Below are 26,758 nucleotides of genomic sequence, written 5' to 3'. Positions count from 1 at the left end.
TATCTTTTTCAAGTATGGTCATCCTAAAACAAAACGAGACCCCGCATGGAGTCTCGTTCATCATTACAGTTCTTTCCACCAGTCATCATGTATGGATGCTGGCTGCTGACGTTTATGTGTTGTTTTGAAATAACGATCTTCAAGCATTTTTGCTGTATCCTCGTCGATGATTTTCCCTTCGAGATAATCATCGATATCCTCGTATTTCAACCCAAGCTCCGCTTCATCTGCTTGTCCTGGCTTTTCATCGAGCAAGTCGGCAGTTGGTAATTTCTCATATAAACGTTCCGGGGCACCGAGTTCTATCAGCAGCAGCTTGCCTTGACGTTTGTTCAGACCGCTGAGCGGCAGAACATCTGCTCCGCCATCTCCGTATTTCGTGAAGAAGCCAGTGATTGCTTCCGCTGCATGGTCTGTACCGATGACAAGTAAACCCTTCTGACCCCCGATTGCGTATTGGGCAATCATACGCATCCTTGCTTTGATATTGCCTTTATGGTAATCAGCAAGCTTTTCGCCTGCAGCATCTTCGTAAGCATCAGCAGCTTTGATTACAGGCTCCTTGATATTGTATACATAAGACTCGGCCGGATCGATGAATTTCAATGCCAGCTGTGCATCTTCTTCATCCGCTTGCTCCCCATATGGCAAGCGCACTGCAGCAAAGGTCACATCCTTGCCTTCGTTTTTCAATTCTTCAATTGCCAGCTGCGCAAGGCGTCCTGCCAATGTGGAATCCTGCCCTCCGCTGATACCGAGAACGAAACCTTTAGCACCGGTCTTAAGCAAATATTCCTTCAGGAAGTCGATTCGGCTGCGGATTTCCTGCTTAGCGTCAATTGTTGGTTTTACTTGCAGCTCTTTGATGATTCTTGTTTGATTGGACATGATTTTGCCTCCTCGATGAATGATGATAGTACTCTTTTCCCTCTCAAGCTGGAACGTAATCTATTTATGTATCATGCTCTCTTTCTCTAGTATAAACCAATCGCCTGATAAAAGCCGAAAAATAAAACCCGCGAATCAGTTCTCCGCGGGCTTCGTATTCAGATATGCTTTCATATCCTCCATCGTCTTTTCCATACGCTGGACATCTATATCAAAATCAAGATCTGTTGAACGAAAGAATGGATCGTCAAAAGCGAAAAGCTCTGCAATGTAGTCTTCATAAGCTCGCATCGCAAACATCTCCTTTCCATTTCTTCTTTCGTCTATTCTAGCTCAATTCCCTGCCGAAAAAAACCCATTCAAAGGAACTTATTCACTCACCATGCGTTTTAGAACATCCCGTTTTTGTCAATAACTTCATTTATGGAACAGAAGGAGGCAGAGAAAAGATGGATTTATATGAATTCATGAAAGAGGGCAATCCCGGGAGACAACAAACCAGGCAGCCAGGTAGCCAACATGAAATGGACCCCCTCCCGATTGAGGAATTCGAGCACTGGAAGGGAAGCGGAAAACTGCGTGGCAAGGTGGCTTTGATCACAGGAGGAGACAGCGGTATCGGACGTGCTGTTGCTATCGCGTATGCAAAAGAAGGTGCTGATATTGCGATTTCTTATTTAGATGAACAAAAGGATGCGGACTATGCAAAGAAACGCATCGAGCAAGAAGGTGTCAAATGCGTTCTCTATCCAGGAGACATTAGCGATGCTGTGTTTTGTGATAATCTGATTGATAATGTTGTACAGGACTTCAATAAGCTTGATATCCTCGTAAACAATGCTGCACGTCAGGAAGTTCAGAATGATTTGACCGATATTATGCCTGAACAGTTAGAGCGTACATTCCGTACCAATTTCTTCAGCTATTTCTACCTGACACGAGCCGCTCTGCCGCATCTTGGCAAAGGCAACTGTATCATCAATACATCATCCGTCACGCCGTATATCGGCAATCCGACATTGATCGATTATACATCGACCAAGGGAGCCATCGTCGCATTTACTCGCTCACTTGCAAAAGGCTTGGCTTCCAAAGGAATACGCGTGAATGGTGTAGCTCCCGGACCGATTTGGACACCGCTCATTCCGGCTACCATGCCGCAAGAGACCCTGGAAAGCTTCGGTACCCAGACACCCCTTGGCAGACCCGGCCAGCCTGTTGATCTAATCGGAAGCTATGTGCTGCTCGCTTCTGATGAAGCAGCCTATATTACCGGACAATTCATCCACGTAAATGGCGGAGACTATATGTCATCTTAAATGAAATAAGGAAGCTGCAGATGCAGCTTCCTTATTCTTTGCTTTTCCACGCTTGTGTTTTATCATCTTCATCAAATTCGATAATGACATCCGTGACACCTCTATGCCCCATTAACTGAGCTTCCAGACGGTCCTTGATGTCATCAGCAGCAGCTACTGTAAGCGTCGGATCGATCTCCAGTTTTGCTTCAACGTGGAAGGACTCCCCTTCCTTTACCACGGTCATTTCCTGGACATCCTTCACGTCTTTATCTGCAAAAAGAATATTCCCTATTTTGTCGGCCATCTCTTCGTCAGCTTCCCCGATGACACCTGCAGCATTATCAAGGAAAACACGTCCCACCACTAAAAACATCATGGCACCTATAATGATGGAAGCGATGCCTTCTGCTTGGTAAAACGGTGTATACGCAGCAATCAGGATGGCGACGATGGCGATCAATCCCCCGCTGGTTGCTACCAAGTCTTCCATGAAAACCAGCTTTGTGGCAGGTTTCGCTCGTTTCACATGTACAAAGCTCATAGGAATGACTGCAAGTCCCTTTGCACCCGATTCGCTCTCATGGGCAATCTCACGCATCGCTTTCAGCAGTACATATCCTTCAAGAATACAGCCGAGTGCGAGTACTGTGATACTGATCCATAGCCCTTCTGATTCCGATGGATGGGCCAGGTGCGTAATTCCCTCACGGATCGTTTCATAAGCAAGAATCCCGACAATCAGGACAGCTCCCAGGAGCACTAAGTTGACTGCCCTGCCAAACCCTCCCGGGAACCGCTCCGTCGGGGCTTTCTTGCTGAGCGCTGATCCAACATAGACGAATAGCTGGTTAGCAGCATCACCGAAACTGTGCATCGTTTCCGCGAACATTGCCACATTCCCCGTCAGCAGGAAAGCTCCTCCTTTTACAAGAGCAATAACCAGATTGACCATTGCAGCCAATGCGGCTGATTTACTTCCCTGACGTAACAGACTTACATATTCTTTCATGCTGTCTCTTCCTTCTTTGTGATATTTATATGTAGTAGTTTATGGTAACAATAATTTTAGCATAGCATACATTGAATGCAACACAGCCCCTTATGCTCAACATATGCTCAGCTATTTTGTTTTAGTTTTAGTACAAACGGTTATTCCATATACATGGAACTCAACTTTTTTCACTTGCAGTCTTCAGCCCGACGTGTTAATATCTTGAACAATATACTTTTACAAAGGAAGGAGATACAAAATGAGAAGAGTAACATTAGAACAGATCTACACGCATCCTATCGCATTGAAATACCTCGGACGCTCCGGGCAGGCCCATGCAATCTCGGTAGCAGAGAAAGCCTTGGTCATCAGTGACAGGGAACAAGTCGATCCAGACATGGCAGTCAAAGCGGCATTGCTGCATGATATTGGTCATTACGAATGGTATCGTGATGGAAAATGGGACTATGATCTTTATAAACAAAATGATATCCATGCCATCAAGGGGGCTGCACGCGCCCACAAATTATTGATCCGTTTAGGTGAAGATCCGCAGGCAGCTAAAGCGATTTCCTTGGCTATCCTTTTGCATACTGACTCGTACTTGCCAGAGCATAACTTGAAGCTTGATCCATTACAGCAAGTTGTAGCCGAAGCAGATACGGCCGATGAAGAAGCTGGCGGCGCACATCATTACAAGACGATTGCTCAGCAGGAAGCACTGAAACGTATCCGCAAATTGGACGCAAGCATCGAGAAGCGCATGATGAGACAAGTCCAGACAAGCTGATCATGACCGCTTCCTCCCCCTTTCCTTAAATCTCCTATCTTTCCTATCAAAAATCCTCATCAAAACGTGCAATCCGCTCCCCGTTGGGCTATGCTAGAAATATAGTATACGAGATTTCAAAAGGAGAATAGAATTTGCACTGGAAAAGGATTATAGTAACTACTTTGCTTATGACAGTTGCAGCGTTGATCCTATTCGGCTTTTTGCATATAGAGCAGCTTCCGCCAAATCAATCCACCCCTGCTGATTCCATGGATGCTAAAGGCATCACCGGCCTCCATCCCACAGTGGAAAAAAACATGTATGAACTAGTCGAAAAATCTGCTGATATCGGAATTCCCATCATCATAACAGATGACTATCGTTCCAAAGAAGAACAAGACAAGCTGTACGCCCAAGGACGGACAACAGATGGACAGATCGTCACCAATGTCCAGGGTGGAGAATCCATGCATAATTATGGACTTGCCATCGACTTCGCCTTGGAGCCGGAACCGGGAAATGTCATTTGGGATATGGAATACGATGGGAATGAAAACGGGAAATCCGATTGGATGGAAGTAGTCGAAATCGCCAAAGACCTTGGCTTTGAATGGGGCGGGGATTGGCAGGGCTTCAAGGATTACCCGCATCTGGAAATGCATATAGACGAATGAAAAGCGCCCCTATAGGCGCTTTTTTAAAACAATCACAATAGGTAAAAGTTGTAATTAAACGACGAACAGCATAAAATAAGCAGTAAATTAAAAAACTATACATTTCTCTCCTTCCATTCCTCACGGTTCCTCGTGGATGAAATCGCTTTATCTCACTTAAAACAGCTCGAACAGCTATATATCTGATTATTGAACTTATAAACAAATACGACGAAAGAGGGATTAAGTGAAAAAACTACTTACCATCTGTCTGACACTCATTTTGGAGTTCGTATTGATTTGGCTTATAACCATAATCTTCAAGATGGAATTGATGGAGATTTTACTACTGGCAAGCATAGTGATTTTCGCCGTTATCTGGCTGCTATCACTGTTCACAGAAATGCGAGCAATCAGTCACATGCCCATAATAAAGGTTATCTAGGTTATAAGACCGGTGAAATAAGATTGTTTACCTTCCGAGTATCTCCTATTATACTTGGCGTCATCTCATTTGCTCTAGTCAGCTTGATTGCAACAGTCATATACTACGCATCCTATTTTTAAAGCCCTAAAAAAGCGCCCTTACAGGCGGCGCTTTTTTAGTTAGCAATAACAAGATAGGCACTAAAACTGATAACGTAGATGGCAAAACAGAAAACAGCTACTCGCATGTAATTGCTTGTCAGGTCGAACAATGCTTTCAATCCATTGGACAAAATAGCGGCAGCCGTAAGCACAAAGGTAATCCCCAGCATCAGCATAGCGCCAACAAAAGTGATCTGCTCCATTTCCACCTTCTCCTTTTCTATTCCTTACATTTATAATAGAAGGAAACGAGTACGAACTCCTGTTATTTTGGTAACATTATGAGCAGGGAAGTGACGATTTTGTCACCTATCACAATTCAAGTTGAGAAGGATACAGCGTCATTCCGCCATCGACGAAGAGTGTCGTGCCTGTTACATAGCTTGCTTCCTCTGAAGCCAGCCATGCCGCTGCAGCTGCAATTTCCTCTGGTTTACCGAAGGACTGCATCGGTATCTTTTTCATCTGTTTCACTTCATTTTCGGGTTTTGTATCTTTGTTTCGCTCTGTGGCGATCGTTCCTGGAGCAATGGCATTCACACGGATGCCATTGGCTGCATATTCAAGAGCCATTGTCTCTGTCAAAAGTTTGATTCCTCCTTTTGATGCTGCGTAATGACTATCCGACAGTTTTGGTATCTGCTGATGCACACTCGATATATTGATGATGCTGCCTTTAATATCCTGATCCAGCATGTGACGGAGGGCCGCTTGCCCGCCAAAGAAGGTACCCGTAAGATTCACATCAATGACACTTCTCCATGTATCTTCATCCATTTCATGGAACGGCTCCGGCTTACTGAAACCAGAGTTGTTCACCATTATGTCCACTCCGCCGAATTCTTCCAATGCCCTCTCCAGCAAATGCTGTACCTCAACTTTCCTGGATACATCCGCTTGAATGACGATTGCTTTCCCACCTGCTTGACGAATATTTTCAGCTGCTTGGTTAGCACCATCCTCATCCCCGTGATAATTAACAACAACATTCATGCCCTCTTGTCCGAAACGTTCTGCAATTGCCCGTCCGATTCCTTTGGAAGATCCAGTGACGATTGCAGTCTTCCCTTCCAGGTCATTGTACATGTCGATACCCTCCCGAATTATGTTCTTCCCTGCTTTTCCCTTGATTCATTCCAAGGAAACTTTTCTACAAAATATGACAAAATAGGACTTTTTGCAGTGAAGCGCTTCACTTCCAGGTACTTCTTACCGATATAAAGAGAAATCATGTGCAGAGGAGCTCGCTTTATGAATTCTACAATTCAGGCAGTAGTCAATATTGCCCCTATTATAAAGGACACACTAGGCCCGACAGCCGCTATGGGCGTACTGGATACCGAGAAGTTTGTATACTATGCCCCATCGACAATCTTGACACTAGGCATTGAAGTAGGTAAATCAAGACTGGATGAACATGACGTTTATCTGCGTGCAATCAAAGGGGAACAAATCGTATTTGCCATCACCGAGGATTATGAAGAACTTGGCGCACCAGTCGTCACTTCCATAACTCCGATCCGCGATATGGAGACTAATGAAATTGTAGGCTTATTATCCTTATCCCGTACATTGGAGCATCAAGCTAAGCTGGATAAAGAGCTTAGCAAATTGAATGAAGTGATTGATGCCCTTCAAGGAAAAGTACAGCATGTAGCTGCCCAAGCAGAAGAGCTTTCCGCTACAAGCAGTGACATCAATGCGCAAGCGAACAGTGCCAATCAAAATTCACACCAAATCGGTGAAGTGGTTCAGCTTATTGAACAAATATCCACACAGACAAATCTTCTTGGATTGAATGCAGCCATTGAAGCAGCTCGGTCAGGTGAAGCAGGAAAAGGCTTCGGAGTTGTAGCAGATGAAATCCGCAAGCTTTCCGATAACACAAAGGAAGCCGTCCAAACGATCGGTAAATCCCTAACAGAAATCCGTACCAGCATTGAGAATCTCACACTAAGCATCAATGAAGTATCCACTTCCTCCGAGGAACAGTCCGTCGTCATGGTTGAATTCATGGATGATATCCAGGCTTTGGATGAAAAGAGCAAACAAATCATAGAAACAATGAAAAAAGTAACGAACCAAGATTAAGGAGGTTATCAATACCATGCACCCTACAGTACAAGCAATGGTCCACTTAGCACCGGAAATCAAAAAGAATATCGGGGAAAACAATGTTGTAACAGTAACAGATAGGGAAAAATTCGTTTATTTCTCTCCTTCTAAAGATTTGGATCTGGGCATCAAGGTTGGCGATTTTGCCTTTACAGAGGAAAATGACCTGCTGCTTCAAGCGTTGCAAGGTGAAAAAGTACAAGTACATATTCCAAAAGAACGCTTTGGCATCGGTATGCAAAACACCGCCAATCCCATCCGTGACGAAAGTGGAGAAGTCGTCGGTGTTATCCAGATCACCAAAACGTTGAAAGACGAAGAAATTTTAGATGTAGAGCTGGATGAATTACGCGCAATCGTAAGCAGCCTGCAAGGAAAAGTACAGCAAGTGGCAGCGCAAGCAGAAGAGCTCTCCGCTACAAGTACCGATATCAACAGTCAAGCATCCCATGCGAATGCCAACTCTCAGGAAATCAGCAAAGTTGTTCAGTTAATTGAAGATATCTCTACACAGACGAATTTGCTCGGCTTGAATGCAGCCATTGAAGCAGCCCGATCAGGTGATGCCGGCAGAGGCTTTGGTGTGGTGGCAGATGAGATACGCAAACTTTCCATTGGAACGAAGGAAGCTGTCGGAACGATCGGGCAGTCGCTCCAGGAGATACGGACTAATATGGAGAACCTGACATTAAGTATCGGCGAGGTATCCACTGCCTCTGAAGAGCAATCCCGTGTGATGGTGGAGTTCATGGAAGATATTCAGAACCTTGATTCACAAAGCAATGACATCGGACAATACATTAAAGAAATCACCAATTAAAAAAATCGCCTCCAAATTGGAGGCGATTTTTCAGATAGACTGTTTATTGTTTGGCGTTGCTGGTGTTGTTTTAGTAACGGGTGTTGTAGTTGTCTTGCTGGTCGGCTGGTTCTTTGGTTCATCCGAAGAACCATTATCTTCATTCTTTGGCTTTGTCATTGGATTATCCGGTGCACTTTCTGGTTTTGCTTCCATCAGCTTACTAGAAGCTTCCTTCGCTTTGCTGCCGGCATTTTTCAAATCGTCTTTTACTTCTTTCACTGTGCCAAGAGCGGATTTGGAGTCTTCCTGAACGTCATTGACAGAAGACATGATTTCGTTTTGCGCCTTGTCATAGACATTCTTGACGTCATTAGCCGCATCCTTGGCAAGCTCTGTCGCATCCTGCACTTTGGACATCACTTGTTCTTTTGTACCCTGCGGATCTTGTTTCGTCTCTTTCACAAAGTTGACAACTGTATCCTTTGCCATGCCGACATTTTGGAATACTTTCTGACGTGTCTGTTTGTTGAGTAAGACGATTGCCGCTCCGGTAACAGCTCCAGCGACTGCGCCAGTCAATAGTTTGGAGCCTGCTTTTGCCTGCTCTTTCACTTCGTGCTTGTCTACTGTTTGTGCTTGTACCATTATGAACACTCCTTAGACTTTTTTGTTTGCTCTATTGGTGTATACATACCCCTTCCCAATGAAAGTAAACAAAAAAACGGGCATTACAATGGCAGCGACCTTTTTTGTTTTTGGACAAAGTAGACCATTTCTTTGAATCCGATATCCTTCAACCGCTCTTTCACTTTATCGAAATCCTCCCCGATTCGGGATGGTGTATGGGCATCGGAACCGAAGGAAATATCCACTCCATAATGCAGCGCCCGCTCAAGGATACGGTCGGAAGGGTACCAGCCACCGACTGCTTTTGTACTTCCCGATGTATTTACTTCAATGGCGACGCCAGCTTCCCCGATCACCTTCAATGTCTGTTCGATGGCATGATCAGCAGGAATATCGGAAAAAGCAGGATAGAAACCCTTCATTGCGTCAATATGACCTAGCACCTGGAATATGCCACTTTTTGCCGACTGCTGAATCAAATCATAATAGGTTTCTTTCACTCTGATATGCTCTGCTTCCGATAAGCCATCCCATCTGCCTTTCTTGAAGATATTCACTTCATCCACGTAATGCACCGAGCCGATAACATAATCGAATGGATATTTTCGATAGTAGTCCGCATATAATGCAGCATGCTGCGGAAAGAAGTCACTCTCCATTCCTAACAGGACATGGATTTGCTCCTTATATTTTTCTTTCAGTTGCAGCACTTCCTGTACATAAGCTTCAAATCCGCTTATCGGCATCGCAATACCAGGATAAAGCTGGTCTTCCTCACTATAGAAATACGGAGAGTGATCTGCGATTCCGATATAGTCCAATCCTTTCTCTATCGCTGCTTTGACGTAGTCTTCTATTTGGCCTTCTGCGTGCCCACATCGATAATGATGTGTATGCAAATCGAATGTCATACACCTGCTCCTTCTGCCACTTGGCTTTTATCTTCCAGGAATTCTTTTATCAGTCGATTGACGATTTCCGGCTGTTCATGATGGACCCAATGCGTTGCATCATCGATGTACACCAGCTCGTAATCGGTACAAAATTCCGTTGATTTCTGGGCTAATTTCTTCAACAGGAATTGATCCTTGATTCCCCAGATGATCTTTGTCGGAACATGGACCATGACTGAATCCTTCTTGCCATACATGCTGATATTGTCCTTTTCCGTCAACGCTCGATACCAATTCAGCATCCCTGTCAGCGCACCCGGCTTGGCCCATGCTTCTTTATAATGATCCACATCCAACTGGGAAAACGCGCCTGCTTGACTGAATTTCGTCAGCGCCATTGCGAGGCGATGATAATCATTGGCTGCCAAAGAACGTTCAAGTGCATCCTGCATTTGGAAAAAGGCCATATAGGAACTCTTGAACCATTGCAGTGGTTCGGTTGCAAGTATTTTCGGCATGCTAGCGGGATGCGGCATATTGATGACAATGAATTTCTCCACATGCTCGGGACGCGTCACTGCCAAATGCCAGCCAACAACTCCTCCCCAATCATGCCCGATGATGATTGCTTTTTCCCTTTGGAAAACGCGTATGACTGAAAGTACATCATCACGTAACATGTCGAGCACATACTTGTCAGCGCCTTCTGGTTTATCACTTAGATTATAGCCCCGCTGATCCAACGCCAGTACACGGAAGCCCTGCTCCGCAAGTGGCACAATCTGTTCCTTCCATCCATACCAGAATTCCGGGAAACCATGCAGGAGTATCACCAACTCCCCATCATTCGGACCGGCTGCAGCCATATGCAAATTTATTCCATTCGCTTTCACTGTCAATTGCTCGACTCTCATTCGAATCCTCCTATTGAAGTATTAACTGCGGGTCAAACCATAATGTGCCAATGCCTGCTGCAAGGAATTATAGAAAGGAATATCCTGCACTTGCCTGTTCCCTCCTAAAATCATCACCGAATCAGGACGGAGACCGGAAACTGCACAATCAATTCCCAGCATATGCAGGATCTGCACCATCTGTCTGAGCTTTTCCCTAACGTATGTCTCCGTAAAACTTGTCCCGGACAGGTCTATGAAGAGCATTTCGATGTCTTTCTCCTTGCAGACTTGCGGTATATATTGAATGATCAGCTCCGCCCGCCTTTCACTGATTTGCCCAACCAAGGGAAAAACTCCGATACCTTTCATTATCGGGATGACAGGCGAACTAGTCTTATGAATCTCTTCGCGCTGGCTCTTGATTTTCCTGTCGATCAGCTCATAATAAAATCTTGTAAATTTATTGTTAACCTCATCTAATGCACGGTGGAGATTTTTCGACCAATGGATGACCATTGCAGGGGTAACATGCTGCCTATGCAATTCAGTGAACGTTTCGATGAATTCCCAAATGACCGTTCCTGATTTCCCTACCGCTTTCAGCACTTCATGGATCGGCGTATTCGTCTTCTCGCGGCTATTCGCCACTCTGTCCACCCATACCTTCACATTTTTATTGTATTGCTCTTCATCTTCCAAGATCGCACTGGCTACAGTCTCAATTGTCATCCGGTGCTGTTTCCGGAGTTTCGCACGCATCTCATCACCAGCATCCTCCGCATAAATCGAATTCTTGTAATCATATAACAAAGAGGCCCACCGATCCGTTATTTGAGGAGCGCTATCCATGATGTAGTCGTAAAGTGCTTCATTTATGTCTAGCATGCGATTCACCTTCATCTTCATGATTTTCTTTCATTATATCGAAACAGGGTAAACGCTTCTATCATGAGCATATAAAAAGAGCCTGCAGACGCAGACTCCTTCCATCTAACTATGTATAAACTCCCGTACGAAAAAGGATGCCCCCAAGTAACTTTTATGCACGGTTAAGCACATCGACCAATAATTCGAGAAAACGATCTGCTTCGACTTCCATACATACTTGGACATTCTCTTGCTTATCCCATTTTCCTTGGCGGTCCCACACAGTCTGACCATCACAATATGTACTGTTTGTTTCCACTGCAACTGAACACGATGCCTTTTCAACCAAGGTTGGATCGATGAGCACCCCAACTGCCAGCGGATCATGCATGGCACAAGCCCATATCCCATTCTGTTCATGGAATGCTTCTCGATATGTAGCTGTACTCGTTTTCACAAAATCATGCAGCACCGGATCTTGAATTGCACCGATATACTTCTCTGTAAGTAAGGCCTTTTTTGTGACGTCCAGCCCAACTTGGGTTAGTTTCGGTATACCAGCTTCCAAAACAATGTCAGCAGCTTCCGGATCGGCAAACATATTGAATTCTGCAACCGGCGTGACATTTCCAACTCCGTTGATGGCTCCGCCCATGTAGATGACTTCTTTTACATTGTTTACAATGGCTGGTTCCTGTTGAATGGCCAAAGCCAGGTTGGTAAGCGGTCCAGTGCAGACAATTGTGATATCCCCTGGATTCCCCATGGTCTGCTCGATCAAAAAGCTAGCTGCATCCCCCTCTGCTATCTCTCGAATGGAGACAACATCCTGCAGGGCTCCGCCAATTCCATCCGTTCCGTGCACCTTGTGCTCATAATGCGGCTGGCGTTTTAACGGCGCTTCACTTCCTTGGACTACGGGAATTGCCGGGGCATCAATTAGATCCAGCACCTTACATGTATTCATTGTTGCGGCTTCCAGCGAAACATTTCCGCAGACAGTGGTGATACCGATAAGCTCTAACTTTTCACTCTGCACAGCCAAGAGAATCCCAATGGCATCATCAATGCCTGTATCCACATCCAAAATCAGCTTTTTCCTCATAAAACACCCCAAACACGAACATTTTTTTGTTAAAAATCATAATTTCAATTAAATTATACATATTATTTGAAATAATTAAAAGAAAAGTTCGGCAAAAAAGGATACAGATCGTCGATTGATCTGTACCCTTTACACATACTCTATTCGTTCCCGCTGCAGCTTTGCTTGCTTAACTGCTGCTTTCGCACGGTACAGCCTTGTCTTCACCGTTGCTTTGGGCAAGGATAAAGAGGCAGCAATTTCACTCTCTTTCATTTCATTCACATAGCGCAGTGCCAGCACTTCTCTAAGCTTCGGCTTCAATTCCCGAATGTCCCGCTCAAGCTCTTGCTGTGTCTCCCGCAATTCGACTTCCTCGATGACGATATGCTCAAGATAGTGCTGCTCCAGTTCCCAGCTGGCAAGCTCCATACTGATGAACTTTCGCTTTCCTTCTTTACGCAGCATATCGATTGCCGTGCGGGAAGCAATTGTTGCCAGCCATGCACCCGCCTTTGCCATATCATCCAGCTTATCCAGATTCCGATAAGCTTTAATGAACGTTTCCTGCGCCGCATCCTCCGCCAGCTGTGCATCACGCAGCACCTTCTGGGCTGCGTGATAAACTCGCTGATGGTAGAGCGAATAGATATGCTGAAACAACGACTCCATCACATATACACATTCGCTTGCCACGTTTTATTCCTCCAATTTTTTTTTGATAGATTCTGGCAGATCTTCATATTCAATCGACAGCTCATCCTGCATACTTTGTCCCCTGTTGAGGTTGAACGTTACATAATAAGAATCTTCTTCTTCACTGTAGTAAATAGCATGATCGAGTATATGCTTGATATCTTCTTGTTCCTCCACCGTCATGGTATTGTTTCGTTCAAAATTCTCTAATTTGATACTGGATATATCTTCTGGATAGACACGTAAATCGTCGTACAATCCCGCATCTTTCAATACACTGATGGTATTCTTATAACTATCATCAAATTCGACATAATAGTAACCTTGCTCTTTATTTGTCAATAGATCCATAGAATAAGTACGTACTTCTTCCAGATCAGTTTGCGGATCCGCAAGCTCAATATCCTTTCTAACAGCTTCTATAAGCCTATCGATCAATTCACGATCTGATATGGTAGTGCTGCTTTGTTTAATATTATTCGGCTGCACATCCACACCATACACTTCACTCGACGCTATATTGAAGACCGGATTATTCGCATGCTTATACGCATTCAATCCCTCGATTTCGTATTGCAATTTTTTCAGCTCCGGATCTTCATCAAGTGCATACGTATAAGATCGGCTCACCTTACTTCCGTTTTTCATCTCATATACAATGAACGTGGTACGCAGATCCCCTTCATACCAACCATTTATTTCAGAAGTTTCTATAGCTCGTTCATGTAACTTCTGAACCAATTCGATATCTTTTTTGTCCGTGAAGAATAATGGCTTGATGCTTGGATCTTCCACGTCTCCTGTGTAGTTATAAAAATCTCCAAAATAAACTTGTTTTACAGCATCAGCTGAAGGGATCTTATTTTCATAGTTGCCTTTTGCAAGGTTAGCCGCAATCATCACAATGGCTAAGAAAATCACGAAAACCAAATATGATTTATAGCCGTTGTATATACGCCATGTTTTGTTCAGTATTGCTTCGGCGATGATAAAACCAATCAACGATCCTGCAACATAGCCGAATATGACCCAAGCGAAAGAAGAAGACGATATATGAAAATAGAATCCTCCTGCCATCATGAAGCAGAAAGTTACGCCATATCGGAAGACAGGTCGCATAAACGGATACACGATTGCTTGGGATGTTGCTTCCATTCGGCGGTGAATATACAACCATAATGCTGCCAAGTACAAGAGGATACCCGCAACTGCGTAGGCTGACATGACAACCCAAGATAAATTCAGGTCAGCAGTGAAGTTAACAAAGAAATAAGAGATTGGCGAAAATTTATGAATTGCCAATTCAAAATAATAATCAACTGGAAAACCGACGAATAATATACTCATGTTTGCCAGTACTAAAAGGACAAGACCAGCTGGCAGCAAAATAAAGATATAAGTGAGTATGAAATGCATGGAAAACATACCTGTTATCATCCCTGTGAATACCGTGGCAAGCAGCATAAGGATATTCAGGAATAGCAGCATGCCCAGCCAGGAAAAAACATGCATGGCAGTGAAATAATCTCCTATACTACCAAAAGCACGTAAACCAAAAAGAATCAGTGCATTGAGCAAGATTGGTATAATCAACAGTACCATTCCCACTATCAAATGATGATGGAACAAGGACACCCTTTTAATAGGCATACTATGGATGAAATCGGATACTTGTTTTTTATGCAAGTAACGCAGCAGTAATATTCCCAAAAGCACTGGTACTGTTATAGAAAGAAGCCATTGGAGGTCAGGAGAATAAAGGAATAGATTCCCTTTTTCCATATACTTCCTCGATTGTGGATCCGAGTACTGAATGATGATTTGTAGTGGCAAAATGAACAACAAAGCCAAAAAGTACAGCACGCTAAGCCAGCCACCCTGACGGATGTCGTGCATAATGATCTGTTTCTTAATCGAGGATGTTTTCGATGGCATAGCCAGCACCTCCCATTTCGTAAATAAAAATCTCTTCCAGGGAAAGCGGGAGCATATCGAGCACGACTGGATTCTGTGCTGTAAGTATCGCTTCCACTTCCTGACGATCCGCTTTCACGATCAGCAGATGAATGCTGCCGCGTTTTTCCTGATGCAGGATGTTCAGTTTTTCCAGGAAGCTCATATCCTGACCTTTTCGCAATGCGAATTGAACCTTCTGTACTTCTGTCTTCATATCATCCAGATTGCGCTCCAAAACCATCTTTCCTTTATGTACGATACCGACGTCGTCACATAGGTTTTCCATTTCCCGCAGATTATGGGAAGAAATAAGAACGGTCATCTCTCTCTCCGCTACGTCGTGGATGAGCAAGCCTTTGATCCGCTGCCGCACGACAGCATCCAGCCCATCCAGCGGTTCATCCATGATCAAAAAATCAGGCTTTGCTGCCAATGCCAGGCAAAAGGCCACTTGCCGCTGCATACCTTTGGAAAATGTTGTGACTTTCTTATTCTCCAGCTTGAATTGGCTGATCAGCTGATCATATCGCTGCTGGTCCCAATTGGCGTACATATCGGCATAATACTGCCCCATTTGCTTCACTGTGTATTGCGGGAAAAAGTAAAGGATATCCGGCATGAAAATGATGCGCTGTTTCAGCTTTACATTTTCAAATACAGACTTGCCGTCAACCAGCACGCTGCCTTTGTCTTGCTTCAAGATACCAGCAAGGATACGCATGATGGTTGTCTTCCCAGCACCATTCGAACCTAGCAGGCCGTAGATTGTTCCTTTCCTCACTTGGAAACCGACTTGATCCAGTACTTGCTTCCGGTCAAATTTCTTACTGATCTCCACTGCTTTGATCATGTATCGCTTCCTCCCCCATTACGCAGCTGCTGCTCCACTACATCTCGAATCTCTTCTGATGTCATCCCGATATACAGCGCTTCGGTCAGCAGCTTTTTCAGTTCTTCCTCCATTTGTTTCACTTTATGCGGATCGACTTTTGAACTAATTGCGTTCACGAAACTCCCCCGTCCCTTTACGGAATAAATCAATTCCTGATTCTCTAATTCACGGTACGCTTTTTGGATTGTATTCGGATTGATCGTCAGCTGCTGGGCAAGTTCCCGTACCGAAGGGAGCTTTTCGTCTGTATCCAGCACCTGATTGATGATCAGTTCCTTGAACTTATCCACGATTTGTTCATAAATCGGCTTGCCGCTTCGCAAGTCAAGTTCAAACATGAATTCACCTCATTCAGGCTTCTGTATTAACCGTATTAGTTATAGTAGTACACTTGATACACTGAAGTATACACCAACGTCTACCAAATGAAAAGTACTTTTTTCCAAAAATAAAAGAAGCCAGATCATATTGATAAGGCTCCTCAATAAGTTAGTAATTCATTTACGCAAAGGTTATCATACCCATTTTTGCACATGAAAAACCCGCACCAATCAAGGATCAGTACGGGCTTAAGAATAAATCAGCCAATGCCGATAATGTTGAAACCAGCGTCCACATAAACGATTTCACCAGTCACGCCTCGGGATAATGCACCCAAAAGGCCAACAGTCATGTCGCCGACTTCTTCGGCAGACACATTACGGCGAAGCGGTGCTGTTTCTTCCACTTTAGACAGAATGTCATTGAAAGAAGGTACACCTTTTGCAGCCAATGTGCGGATCGGACCTGCAGAAATGGCGTTGATACGAATATTATCCGGACCAAGGTCATTTGCCAGGTAGCGTACGCTTGCTTCCAAGGCAGCCTTCGCTACACCCATGACATTGTAGCCTTGAAGCACTCGGTCAGCTCCTAGATAGCTCATCGTCACGATCGAACCGCCTTCTGTCATCAGCGGGCGGACTGCCTTCGCTACAGCTACCAGCGAGTAAGCACTCGTATCTTGCGCAAATGCATAGCCATCACGGGAAGTATCGATGAAATCGCCGTTCAGATCTTCTTTATGCGCATGGGCAACGGAATGTACCAAGCCATGGACAGTTGTGAATTTTTCCTTGATTTCAGCAAATGCAGACGCGATGCTGTCATCATCATTCACATCACATTGAATGACTGCTGCTTCCATCTCATTCTTCTCCAACAGCTTGTTCAGTTTTTTAGCAGAACGCTCCTGACGATATGTAAAAATCAGTTTCGCACCTGCTGCATATAAGGATTGTGCAACACCCCATGCAATACTGCGATCATTCGCCACACCCATGATGACGATGTGCTTATCCTGTAATTGTAGAAAATCCTTCATATCCATTCTCCTTCTATATGAACAGATTCGTTCACGTTTTCTACCGCCTATCATAACAGAAAACGGTAATGAAAGGAATGACACGTCTTTTCAGACAAGTCACACTTCTATATAATGGACTGTGGAAATTAAAACCAATCCATCGTGGGGTGAAAAGATGGCTAATACGCCTCCCAATAAATCCGAGGATCCATTTGAACAGAAGCTTCGGGATTTATTTGCGCAAGGCTACATATCTAACGAAGCATACGCAAGTGTCTTGACAGGTTACCGGACAAAACTGGTCGGTGATGCCTCCAAACTCAGGGAAACACAGCTTAAAAAAGCATCACCCCCTGAGCCGCAAACAGCTGCAGCCACAGAGCATATGCAAGCTTCACGAAATCCTGCTATGGCCGGAAATGCATACTTCCACCAAAAGCAAAAAAAACAAAAGACTCCCGAGCAAATCCGAGAGCGTAATCTGACTATCATCCTTGTCCTCGGAATCATCATGCTTTTCTTCGGCGGATTGTATCTTGGCACTTCCAACTGGGGGAATTTCTCTTCTTTAGGAAAAGTGCTTTTAATCAGTTTGATTCCTTTCCTTTTTGCAGGCTTGAGCTATATCAGTTATAAAGTGGCCATACCGCAGACCGCCTTTGCTTTCTTGATGCTGGCAGCCCTGTTCGTGCCAATCGTCATTTTCTCAGCTTCTTATTACCAGCTGTTCGGCAGTTATTTGTCCTTCGGCGGCGATGGGGCCGCTTTGATAGGAACAATTGCAGCATTGGGCTGCACCGCTTTGTACTACTCCGTGGCAGCACGTACAGGTTCCAAAGCATTCATCTGGGTGACTTATGTTGGTTTGTCGACCACCTTGATTTCTGCTTTGCTTTACGTGACGACTACGTACAGTGCATTTTTATTTTGTTTGCAGCTGGCCAATTTGTTGCTGCTTTTATTCGAGCGAACAATCCGCCATTCTGCCAAAATGCCAGCTTTGCAGCAATACTGGCCCTATTATCTGCAAATGAAGCTTGGCACCGAGGCCATCATCACCATCATTCTCATGAGCAGCGCCATTACTTATGACCTTACTTTGCTGCTGATCGGAATAAACGCATTGATTTTGGCTGCCAAGAATTTCAGCAAACTTTACCATTTCGGCTTCATGGCTTTTACGTTGATTTCAGGCATCCTGCTCCTACTGGAGTTCGATTCTTATTTCAACATGTTCCTTGGTCAATTCCTGTCCCTAGGTTTCATCTTAGTTTTGCTCACATGGAATTTGCCAAGGTGGATGCAAATAGTCTATGAATGCTTGATTCATGCTATTAACGGATTTATTTTCCTTATTTTCACAAGTCTTATCTATTATTTCGTGTTCGACTGGGCGTACTTGATCGGAATCTCACTCCTGCTCGTCCAATATACGATTTGGACAGCAGCGTCCCGCAATGTCTATTACAGTTATCCAAGCGTCGGGCTGTTTCTAATAGTCGTTTACTGGCTGCTTTATATGATCGATGCCCCGATTTGGCTGCGTACGAGCACGTTCGCGACATTGGCCTTCATCGGGTTGGCATACTGTTATCTTTGGCCGGGAAAGACTTTATTGAAGTCTTTCCAAAAAACGATCAACTGGGTTGCAGTCGGCCTGGTCATTCCTCTATTTTTTGTGAATCATCATTACAGTCTGTATGAGGCAAATAGCTATCTTCTCTTATTAGTGGCCGCAGCTGGCTTCTTCTGCTACAGCAAAGAAAATAAAGATATCGTGCTCATCAGTAAGATCATTACACCTGTCAGTTTGATTGCCGCCCTGTATCTTGGCGGTTACCGCCTATATGCTGAAAATGAATTTTATCAACAGCAATTCGGTATTTCCGGGCATGCAACCTTGATTGCGCTCATAGCTTTGGCCATTGCCTTCCTATGCCGCAAATACCGGTATCAGCCTTTGTTTCTATCATTTTTCTTGACCGGTCAGATACTGCAGAGCTTGTCTGCATTGATAGCTATCTTATCGTGGAATCTGCCAGCCATCACCGTGACTACGGTGACCCTTGTCAACATCGGTATTCAGTTCGCGGCCCTTATATTATTCCGCAAGCATCCATTGTGGGCAGCCGTACTTGCTTCCATGATTGTGTTTTATGCATCTATGAAGGACTTATTTGGTATCGAAGGTCCAAATACCACTGCCGCTTATATCCTTGCATGCGGTGTGCTTTTGTTTGCTGGAAGCTTCTTCATGCATAGCAAAACCAAAATCGGCGCGATTTATTTCTTTTGGTGCAGTCATGCTGTCGCTGCTTTCGCCGTCATGTGGGTGTTCTTTGCACAAAGTATCAATCTGGTTCCGCCAGCCTGGCTCTTCCTTCCGCTCGCCCAGTACGTTTTTTCCGCTCACCGGGCAGCAAGAGCGGTGGAAAAGTTCATTTTTGCTAATGTCAGTATTTTCATGGTCTTCATTCTGGCAATCACGCATCTGTATCAGTACACAAATTTGACCCATCTGATGACGTTGGCTACAGCACTGACGGCAATCTGTACAGCCAGTGTTTATGCATTGCTGCCTGTGTGGCGCAAATTCCTGCGATTCAGCCTTCTGGCAGTTTATCATTTGATGCTGCTGTTCGCTCTGGCCGAACTTACTGTTTCGTTCTCTTGGCAAATCATTTTATTATCCATCATTGTCGGGATTATCGCAGTTTATCAGCAGTATAAATGGGAGCTGGATCTCGTATCTTCCAGTACCCTGTTCCTGCTTTTAGCTATTATTCTTTTGTATGGAACAATCGGCGAGGAAGTCCGGACAGCTTACCTGCTGCTTGCTGGAGCAATAGCCTTGGCTGTTACCAGCTTCAGCAACTACCAATCTTTTGTTGCCGAAGCTGGTAAGCAACCTGTTTGGAACAGAGTGGATGTTTACCGAATTTCAGCCATCGTGTATGCATGCATCGGCAGTCTGGCCGGCGTCATTGCCTACGAATCCAGCTTGGCGGATACACTGTTTGGTTTGACTATCCCAGCATTGTTGTCAGCAATCAGCATGTATACGGCACCTGCAGCCGAGAAGCGTTATGTCCGGTTAGCTGCCATTGTTTCCTGTTTGTATCCTTATCTGCTTGCTCTCCAGATTGCAGATATCAGTCCGTATTTATCGGCAGAATTACATGTCGTGCCGGTTGCCTTGCTAGTCCTGATCGTTTTGCGGTTGTTCTTTTACGACCCTGAAGTAACGCCGCATATTGAGCTTGTTTTGTTATCCATCGGCTTTGGCGTACTGGTGATAGATGGATTGTCTACCATGACGATTTATGATGCACTGTCCCTCGGCAGTCTCTCCTTGGCAGCAGCAGTCATCGGATTTTTACGAAAATATCGTGCATATTTCCTGACTGGGACAATCACCGTTGTATTTAATTTATTCTTCAACACGCGCATGCTTTGGGGCAGTGCGCCGTGGTGGCTTTATCTCATCGGAGCCGGTTTATTGCTGATCGCTTCTGCGAGCTACATGGAATACCAGAAGCAGAAACACGATAAAACCACTGAATCCTTGCTGAAAGCCGGCAAATCCAGATGGAAACAATGGTTCAAACAATATAAATAAACGAAGGCAGCTGTCGCTTACAGACAGCTGCCTTCGTTTTGATCAAAAATCAAATTCATCCGGATGCGGCCCGCTGCGCGTACCGTCATCCAATTGATCCAAACGCTCCATATCCGCTGGCTCAATCTCAAAATCGAAGATGTCTTTGTTTTCGATGATTCTTGTATCTGTCATGGACTTAGGAATCGTGATGACACCATGCTCGATATCCCAGCGCAGAACGATTTGTGCCGGAGACTTGCCGTATTTGCTGGATAGCTCTTGCAGCAAAGGATGTGCAAGGAGTTCACCGTTCATAAGTGGAGACCATGCTTCCAAAAGTATTCCCTTACCATCCGTATACACCCGGAGTTCTTCTTGAATCAAATGCGGATGGAATTCTACCTGATTGACTGCTGGCACGACAGCTGCGGTACTTAGCAATTCTTCCAAGTGATGTACTTGGAAGTTGCTGACGCCGATTGCCTTCACTTTCTCGTCTTTGTAAAGTTCCTCCAGTGCTCGATAAGGCTCTTTGAACTTATCTTTTCCCGGCCAGTGAATCAAATAAAGGTCCAAATAGTCCAGCTGCATCTTTTCCAAACTTTCGGCATAAGCAGCTTTCGTCTGTTCGAACGTCAGACCTGCATTCCACACTTTAGAGGTGACAAACAACTCTTCCCTTTTCACAACCCCTGCTTCAATGGCCCGGTTGATCCCTTCCCCGACACTTGCTTCATTACCATAAATCGCCGCTGTATCAATGCTGCGATAGCCTTGTTCAATGGCAAAATAAACTTTATCAGCCAGTTCCTTTCCATCTTCTACACGAAAGACGCCGTAACCTAGCATCGGCATAGAATTGCCATTATTAAGCTTTACTGATTTCATGAGTTATTTCTCCTTTGTTTTCTAGTTTTCTCGAAATTGCCGTTAAACCAACTGCTGCTGCAACCATGATGGCCGCTACCCAGCTTGTATGGAGGAGATCGAACTGATCAGTGATTACTCCACCCAAATAAGAACCAAGGGCAATACCGGCATTGAAAGCAGCTATATTCCAAGCGGATGCAACATCAACTGCCTGCGGTACAAGCCGCTCCGCAAGCACAACGATATAGGATTGCAAGCCTGGAACGTTCATGAACGCGAATAATCCCATCAGCAATATAAAGATCAAACCGACCCATTTGACCGGCAGCGTGATATACAAAGCTGCCAGCACGACTGCTTGTATGACGAACATATAAAATAAAGCATGGACGGGCCGTTTATTGGCAAGCTTACCCCCAGCAATATTTCCGATGGCAACCGCCACACCATACACAAGCAACAGCCACGTCACGGTCTCTGGCTGGAATCCGCTTATTTGCTGGAGCAATGGCGACAAATAAGTAAAGACGACGAATGTACCGCCATAGCCAAGCGCCGTGATGATAAGAACTAGCAAGATAGGCACCGATCGCAAAAGGCTTCCTTGATCTTTCAGATGAACTTTCGCGCCTTTGGGAAGGGTATTCGGCAGCAGCACCAAATTAGCCAACCCAGCGAGAAGTCCAATCACTACAATAAATAGAAACGCCATGCGCCAATCCAGCTGCTGCCCGATGAACGTACCGAATGGAACGCCAGTGATGGTCGCAACTGTCAGTCCTGTGAACATGATGCTGATGGCTCCAGCTCGCTTATCGAGCGGAACCAGACTGGCAGCGATTGTCGAACCGATCGACATGAAGACACCATGCGCCAAAGCTGATATAAAACGCGCCATGAGTAAAATGGACATACTCGGAGCGGCAGCGGCTATACTATTACCTATCAAAAAGACAAGCATGACCAAAAGAAGCAGCTTCTTCTTCGGTATACTGGAAAGCATCGGTGTCAGGATCGGAGCGCCGACAACGACCCCGATGGCATATAGGGATACGGTAAGTCCGGCCGCCTGCACTGATGATCGAAAGTCATCCGCTATCAGCGGCAACAGACCCACACTGATGAATTCTGTTGTGCCGATCGCAAAAGCCGTAATAGCCAAAGCGATCAAGGCAAAGGTTTGTTTTCCTTTCATACTGATTTCCTTTCCGTTTTTTTATCTCCCGCTTTCGCTGGAGTAATGATATTATGTCGTATGGGATACAGCTTGAACAGTACGTACTTTTTTGTGCTATAGGCACCTTTTAGTACCTATCAAGGAGGAATCAACTTGAAGAAAAAATACAATATTTCCGTGGAAGCAACACTGGAAGTGATCGGCGGGAAATGGAAAACTGTCATCCTATGTCATCTGACACACGGAAAGAGAAGAACAAGCGAATTGAAGCGGCTAATGCCGAATATCTCCCAGAAAATGCTCACCCAGCAGCTCCGGGAGTTGGAGGCTGATGGAATCATCAATCGCATCCAATACCATGAGCTGCCGCCACGTGTCGAATATGAGCTGAGCGACTATGGCTGGAGCTTGAAAGGAATTCTTGACTCCTTATGCAACTGGGGAGAATCGCATATCGTCAGAGTGTATGGTAATAAAGAGGACTATCTCGAAAAAACATATCTAAACGAATAAAAACAGCTATAGCATGTACGCTATAGCTGTTTTTACTTAGAACGCCTCAATGTTTACTTTGTTATCCTGCTCTGCTTTTACTTGCTCCCCTTCCTGGAAGATAACTCTTTCGGCAGCCCCCAGATTCGTGAATACAATCGGTGTCATCAAGGAGGGAACTTGTGTCTGTATACTAGAAAATTCGGCTTCTACAAGCTTCTGACCCGCAGTGACCCGATCCCCCTCTTTCACGAAGACATTAAAACCTGCCCCTTTCAAATTCACTGTTTCCAAGCCGATATGGATCAGTATTTCGCGACCGTTGTCGGCCAGTAATCCAATCGCATGCTTGGTTGGGAAAACATTGATCACCCTCCCATTCACCGGAGAAACAACCGTGCCATCAGTCGGCTCGATGGCAAACCCATCCCCCATCATCTTTTCCGAGAATACATGATCAGGCACATCCTCCAAGTAACGAAGCGTTCCGGTCATCGGGATGACAAAGACGTTTGCTTTTGGGTCATGTTGAAAGGGGGTCGCCATGACATCAACCTGTTTGCCAACTTCTGCAGCAGGAGCAGCTTCCGTCCGTGAGGTTGGCATCTTCCCAAGCATGATATCCTGTATCTGTTCTTTCAGGCCCTCCGATATTGGTCCAAAGATGGCCTGCATATTATTGCCGACTTCCAGTACTCCTGCTGCACCAAGTTTCTTCAATGCATCTTTATCGACTTTGTTCTTATCGTTCACTGTTACACGCAGACGTGTGATACAGGCGTCCAAATGCTTGATGTTTTCTTTATCCCCCATTGCTTCCAGCACATGATAAGACAATTGACCTGTCTGTACACTTTCGCCTCCATCTTCTTCCACCTCTTTTTCACGGCCTGGCGTCATGAGGTTGAATTTACGGATGGCGAATCGGAATCCAAGATAATAAATGACTGCAATAGCCAACCCCACCGGAATGACCAGCCACCAATCCGTCCGGTTAGGCAGGATTCCATAAAGGAAGAAATCAACGAATCCTCCGGAAAAAGTCATCCCGATTTTGACGTTCAGAATGTGCATCGTCATGAAGGATAATCCAGCAAATACACAGTGTACAGCAAACAATAATGGTGCTACGAACAAGAAGGAGAACTCCAGCGGTTCGGTAATACCAGTCAGGAAAGACGTCAATGCTGCTGAACCCATCAAACCTGCAACGACTTTCTTCCTAGCTGGGCTTGCTTCGTGATAAATAGCCAAAGCAGCAGCTGGCAAACCGAACATCATGAACGGATATTTACCAGTCATGAAAGTACCTGCTGTCAGTTCAACCCCGTCTCTGATCTGTGCCATGAAAATACGCTGATCGCCGCGGATCAGTTCACCAGCGGTATTCGTGTAGCTGAAAAACTCATACCAGAACGGTGAATAGAAGATATGATGCAAACCAAAGGGAATCAAGGCTCGCTCGATGACACCGAAAATGAAAGCTGTTAGTGTCATGTTAGAAGATAACAGACCATTAGAGAAGCTATTCAGCGCATTTTGGATCGGCGGCCAGACGACGAGCATCATCAGACCCAGAGCCAAAGCAGCAAGCGATGTGACAATCGGGACAAAACGTTTACCCGCGAAGAAACCTAGATACTGTGGCAATTCGATTTTATAAAACTTATTGAACATGATAGCTGCCAGCACTCCGACAATGATACCGCCGAATACACCCGTGGCGAGTGTCGGTATCCCGAGCATCGATGTATAAGCGGGATTATTTCCTGCAAAGAATTCTGCCCGATCTACAGCATCAGCCGGGATGCTTCCATTAGCGATGAGTACCGCACTCATCGTTGCATTCATGATAAGGTAACCAATGATTGCAGCAATACCTGCCACGCCATCACCATTAGCGAGCCCGATAGCAACGCCGACTGCAAATAACAGCGGCAAGTTGTCAAATACGATATCCCCCGCACTTTGCATGACAGAAGCAATGAGCTGCACCCAGGCACTGTTCAGGAATCCGATATTTCCTATCAAATCAGGGTTCTGCAGCGCATCACCCAACGCGAGCAAAATACCCGCAGCAGGAAGGATAGCCACAGGAAGCATGAGTGCCCGGCCAATTTTCTGCAAGACTCCAAAAGCGTTTTTCATCCTATTCATCTCCATCACAAATTATGGTAACGGTTACAACCCAACCAATAAAAAAGGCACGAGAAATAAAGAAAATAACACAAAAAGAATATAATTCTTTCTGCGCATCCTTTATCCTCATGCCTGATCAAATCAGTTACACGTACAAATGCAATGCACATTATAATTTATTGGTCAAACGGTACAAGTGCAAAGTGAGATAGACTGCCTCTGTTTCTTGTACTGGACGCTTTAACGTATGTTGTAATATTTTGACTAACTTCCAAGCTGTATTATAGCACAGTGGATATTCGGTTTTCAATAAATTCATGATCTTTTCCGGCTCCCTAACTTCCTCTCCCCGTTTTATCCGGTCGATTGCAAAACGGAAATGACGGACAAGCCTTATATAATTTATGCTTTCCCGATCCACTGTAATAGCCAAACTCCCCTCGATCACTTGGAACATCTGTGCAATCAGTCTTGTATTTTGACTAAGTTCTCCTACAGGCTGGTTGATGCAAGCACTGTGAATATGCAGGGCGATGAAACCGATCTCACCTTCGGGTAGCTGAATGCCGAGCCGTTCATTCAAAAGTGAAACCGCCTCACTTGCCACGCTGTATTCCTTCGGATAGATGAATTTTGTTTCAACTGCAAATGGGTTCTTTATACCCAAACCTTCTTCCAGACGTTTCATCGCAAAAGCCAAATGATCTGTCAATCCAACGTGGATATGCTCATTAAGCGGCTGTTCCATCCGCTCTGTAATCATACGGATCACATCATTCATCACCGCAACCAATTCTTCATCGATATGATCCAGCATCTGCTTGTAGCTGTTCTGCTCCTTTTCATCCTGAAGCACGAACAACTTTTCAAATTCGCCCTCCTCCAGTCTACTGCCTGCTTTTTTCCCGAAACCGACGCCTTTACCGATCAGCACAACTTCTTTTGCTTCCTCATTTTCGGCAATCAGTACATTATTATTCAAAACCTTCTGGACAGAAAAGGATTTCCCCATATACTTTCTCCTTTTTTATTCATACCGCCATTGTAATAGATATTTAGTCCTTTGTGTAATCTTTTTGAATCCGCTTTCTTTCCTACATAGAAAAAATGCAT

Annotated in this window: 27 protein-coding genes; 8 read left to right on the top strand and 19 right to left on the bottom strand. The window is 44.8% G+C overall.

What is annotated here, in order from left to right; translation table 11 throughout:
- Positions 1 to 63: 63 nt before the first annotated feature.
- Together nadE and AB1K91_RS11375 are read right to left on the bottom strand one after the other, a co-directional pair.
- A complete protein-coding gene (nadE, locus tag AB1K91_RS11380) occupies positions 64 to 888 on the bottom strand; it encodes an NAD(+) synthase (RefSeq protein WP_413089957.1) in 825 nt (274 codons plus the stop codon).
- Between the two features lie 135 nt (positions 889 to 1,023).
- On the bottom strand, positions 1,024 to 1,179 hold the full coding sequence (locus AB1K91_RS11375) for a hypothetical protein (RefSeq protein WP_413089956.1): 156 nt from the start codon (positions 1,177 to 1,179) through the stop codon (positions 1,024 to 1,026).
- Positions 1,180 to 1,337: 158 nt separating this feature from the next.
- Between AB1K91_RS11375 and AB1K91_RS11370 the strand changes: the two genes are divergently transcribed.
- On the top strand, positions 1,338 to 2,207 hold the full coding sequence (locus AB1K91_RS11370; RefSeq protein ID WP_413089955.1) for an SDR family oxidoreductase: 870 nt from the start codon (positions 1,338 to 1,340) through the stop codon (positions 2,205 to 2,207).
- A 31-nt stretch (positions 2,208 to 2,238) separates the two neighbouring features.
- On the opposite strand, the gene AB1K91_RS11365 is transcribed toward AB1K91_RS11370, so the two are convergent.
- Positions 2,239 to 3,198 (bottom strand): cation diffusion facilitator family transporter, encoded by a 960-nt coding sequence (locus AB1K91_RS11365; RefSeq protein WP_413089954.1) that lies wholly within the window; start codon positions 3,196 to 3,198, stop codon positions 2,239 to 2,241.
- A gap of 241 nt (positions 3,199 to 3,439) precedes the next feature.
- On the opposite strand from AB1K91_RS11365, the gene AB1K91_RS11360 reads away from it, so the two are divergent.
- The 3 genes from AB1K91_RS11360 (at position 3,440) to AB1K91_RS11350 (ending at position 5,172) form a co-directional block, all read left to right on the top strand.
- Positions 3,440 to 3,970 (top strand): HD domain-containing protein, encoded by a 531-nt coding sequence (locus tag AB1K91_RS11360; RefSeq protein ID WP_413089953.1) that lies wholly within the window; start codon positions 3,440 to 3,442, stop codon positions 3,968 to 3,970.
- A 134-nt stretch (positions 3,971 to 4,104) separates the two neighbouring features.
- Complete coding sequence (locus tag AB1K91_RS11355; RefSeq protein WP_413089952.1) at positions 4,105 to 4,626, top strand: M15 family metallopeptidase; 522 nt, start codon at positions 4,105 to 4,107, stop codon at positions 4,624 to 4,626.
- A 279-nt stretch (positions 4,627 to 4,905) separates the two neighbouring features.
- Positions 4,906 to 5,172 carry a hypothetical protein gene (locus tag AB1K91_RS11350; protein WP_413089951.1) on the top strand — a complete coding sequence of 89 codons (267 nt, stop codon included), beginning with the start codon at positions 4,906 to 4,908 and terminating at the stop codon, positions 5,170 to 5,172.
- Positions 5,173 to 5,207: 35 nt separating this feature from the next.
- Here AB1K91_RS11350 and AB1K91_RS11345 read toward each other — a convergent pair whose 3' ends face one another.
- Positions 5,208 to 5,396, bottom strand: coding sequence for a hypothetical protein (locus tag AB1K91_RS11345; RefSeq protein WP_413089950.1), 189 nt, complete (start codon positions 5,394 to 5,396; stop codon positions 5,208 to 5,210).
- A gap of 109 nt (positions 5,397 to 5,505) precedes the next feature.
- Positions 5,506 to 6,279, bottom strand: a complete 774-nt coding sequence (locus AB1K91_RS11340) for a glucose 1-dehydrogenase (protein ID WP_413089949.1) — start codon at positions 6,277 to 6,279, stop codon at positions 5,506 to 5,508.
- A gap of 165 nt (positions 6,280 to 6,444) precedes the next feature.
- On the opposite strand from AB1K91_RS11340, the gene AB1K91_RS11335 reads away from it, so the two are divergent.
- Entirely contained in the window at positions 6,445 to 7,284 is an 840-nt protein-coding gene (locus AB1K91_RS11335; RefSeq protein WP_413089948.1) for a methyl-accepting chemotaxis protein, read from the top strand.
- Positions 7,285 to 7,300: 16 nt separating this feature from the next.
- Positions 7,301 to 8,128 (top strand): methyl-accepting chemotaxis protein, encoded by an 828-nt coding sequence (locus AB1K91_RS11330; RefSeq protein ID WP_413089947.1) that lies wholly within the window; start codon positions 7,301 to 7,303, stop codon positions 8,126 to 8,128.
- A gap of 30 nt (positions 8,129 to 8,158) precedes the next feature.
- Here AB1K91_RS11330 and AB1K91_RS11325 read toward each other — a convergent pair whose 3' ends face one another.
- From AB1K91_RS11325 to fabI, 10 genes are all read right to left on the bottom strand, one after another.
- Positions 8,159 to 8,755 (bottom strand): hypothetical protein, encoded by a 597-nt coding sequence (locus tag AB1K91_RS11325; protein WP_413089946.1) that lies wholly within the window; start codon positions 8,753 to 8,755, stop codon positions 8,159 to 8,161.
- A gap of 83 nt (positions 8,756 to 8,838) precedes the next feature.
- Positions 8,839 to 9,648 (bottom strand): histidinol-phosphatase, encoded by an 810-nt coding sequence (locus tag AB1K91_RS11320; protein ID WP_413089945.1) that lies wholly within the window; start codon positions 9,646 to 9,648, stop codon positions 8,839 to 8,841.
- A complete protein-coding gene (locus AB1K91_RS11315; protein ID WP_413089944.1) occupies positions 9,645 to 10,544 on the bottom strand; it encodes an alpha/beta fold hydrolase in 900 nt (299 codons plus the stop codon). Before AB1K91_RS11315 ends, AB1K91_RS11320 begins: the two co-directional genes overlap by 4 nt.
- Positions 10,545 to 10,565: 21 nt before the next feature.
- Positions 10,566 to 11,411 carry an STAS domain-containing protein gene (locus AB1K91_RS11310; RefSeq protein ID WP_413089943.1) on the bottom strand — a complete coding sequence of 282 codons (846 nt, stop codon included), beginning with the start codon at positions 11,409 to 11,411 and terminating at the stop codon, positions 10,566 to 10,568.
- A gap of 154 nt (positions 11,412 to 11,565) precedes the next feature.
- Positions 11,566 to 12,498 (bottom strand): nucleoside hydrolase, encoded by a 933-nt coding sequence (locus AB1K91_RS11305; RefSeq protein WP_413089942.1) that lies wholly within the window; start codon positions 12,496 to 12,498, stop codon positions 11,566 to 11,568.
- 129 nt (positions 12,499 to 12,627) lie between these two features.
- A complete protein-coding gene (locus AB1K91_RS11300; protein WP_093727439.1) occupies positions 12,628 to 13,173 on the bottom strand; it encodes an RNA polymerase sigma factor in 546 nt (181 codons plus the stop codon).
- 3 nt (positions 13,174 to 13,176) lie between these two features.
- Positions 13,177 to 15,108, bottom strand: a complete 1,932-nt coding sequence (locus AB1K91_RS11295) for a DUF6449 domain-containing protein (protein WP_413089941.1) — start codon at positions 15,106 to 15,108, stop codon at positions 13,177 to 13,179.
- On the bottom strand, positions 15,083 to 15,979 hold the full coding sequence (locus AB1K91_RS11290; protein WP_413089940.1) for an ABC transporter ATP-binding protein: 897 nt from the start codon (positions 15,977 to 15,979) through the stop codon (positions 15,083 to 15,085). The genes AB1K91_RS11295 and AB1K91_RS11290 overlap by 26 nt, the downstream gene beginning before the upstream one ends.
- Positions 15,976 to 16,359, bottom strand: coding sequence for a GntR family transcriptional regulator (locus tag AB1K91_RS11285; RefSeq protein WP_413089939.1), 384 nt, complete (start codon positions 16,357 to 16,359; stop codon positions 15,976 to 15,978). Before AB1K91_RS11285 ends, AB1K91_RS11290 begins: the two co-directional genes overlap by 4 nt.
- Before the next feature lie 242 nt (positions 16,360 to 16,601).
- On the bottom strand, positions 16,602 to 17,384 hold the full coding sequence (gene fabI / locus AB1K91_RS11280; RefSeq protein WP_413089938.1) for an enoyl-ACP reductase FabI: 783 nt from the start codon (positions 17,382 to 17,384) through the stop codon (positions 16,602 to 16,604).
- Between the two features lie 157 nt (positions 17,385 to 17,541).
- Here fabI and AB1K91_RS11275 point away from each other — a divergent pair, with 157 nt between their 5' ends.
- The gene (locus AB1K91_RS11275) at positions 17,542 to 20,985 is read left to right on the top strand and encodes a hypothetical protein (RefSeq protein ID WP_413089937.1); all 3,444 of its coding nucleotides are present in this window, start codon (positions 17,542 to 17,544) and stop codon (positions 20,983 to 20,985) included.
- Between the two features lie 42 nt (positions 20,986 to 21,027).
- Here AB1K91_RS11275 and AB1K91_RS11270 read toward each other — a convergent pair whose 3' ends face one another.
- Positions 21,028 to 21,855 (bottom strand): aldo/keto reductase, encoded by an 828-nt coding sequence (locus AB1K91_RS11270; RefSeq protein ID WP_413089936.1) that lies wholly within the window; start codon positions 21,853 to 21,855, stop codon positions 21,028 to 21,030.
- The gene (locus tag AB1K91_RS11265; RefSeq protein ID WP_413089935.1) at positions 21,836 to 23,032 is read right to left on the bottom strand and encodes an MFS transporter; all 1,197 of its coding nucleotides are present in this window, start codon (positions 23,030 to 23,032) and stop codon (positions 21,836 to 21,838) included. The genes AB1K91_RS11270 and AB1K91_RS11265 overlap by 20 nt, the downstream gene beginning before the upstream one ends.
- 135 nt (positions 23,033 to 23,167) lie before the next feature.
- Here AB1K91_RS11265 and AB1K91_RS11260 point away from each other — a divergent pair, with 135 nt between their 5' ends.
- A complete protein-coding gene (locus AB1K91_RS11260) occupies positions 23,168 to 23,527 on the top strand; it encodes a winged helix-turn-helix transcriptional regulator (RefSeq protein WP_413089934.1) in 360 nt (119 codons plus the stop codon).
- A gap of 36 nt (positions 23,528 to 23,563) precedes the next feature.
- Here the strand turns inward: AB1K91_RS11260 and ptsG are convergent, their stop codons facing one another.
- Together ptsG and glcT are read right to left on the bottom strand one after the other, a co-directional pair.
- The gene (ptsG, locus tag AB1K91_RS11255; RefSeq protein WP_413089933.1) at positions 23,564 to 25,654 is read right to left on the bottom strand and encodes a glucose-specific PTS transporter subunit IIBC; all 2,091 of its coding nucleotides are present in this window, start codon (positions 25,652 to 25,654) and stop codon (positions 23,564 to 23,566) included.
- A 160-nt stretch (positions 25,655 to 25,814) separates the two neighbouring features.
- Positions 25,815 to 26,657, bottom strand: coding sequence for a glucose PTS transporter transcription antiterminator GlcT (gene glcT / locus AB1K91_RS11250; RefSeq protein WP_413089932.1), 843 nt, complete (start codon positions 26,655 to 26,657; stop codon positions 25,815 to 25,817).
- Between the last annotated feature and the right edge of the window lie 101 nt (positions 26,658 to 26,758).

This window comes from Terribacillus jepli (assembly GCF_047228925.1).
In the GTDB taxonomy this organism is placed as follows: domain Bacteria; phylum Bacillota; class Bacilli; order Bacillales; family Amphibacillaceae; genus Terribacillus.
The sequence above is the reverse complement of the archived record's forward strand: the minus strand, read 5'-3'. Positions and strand labels throughout refer to the sequence as shown.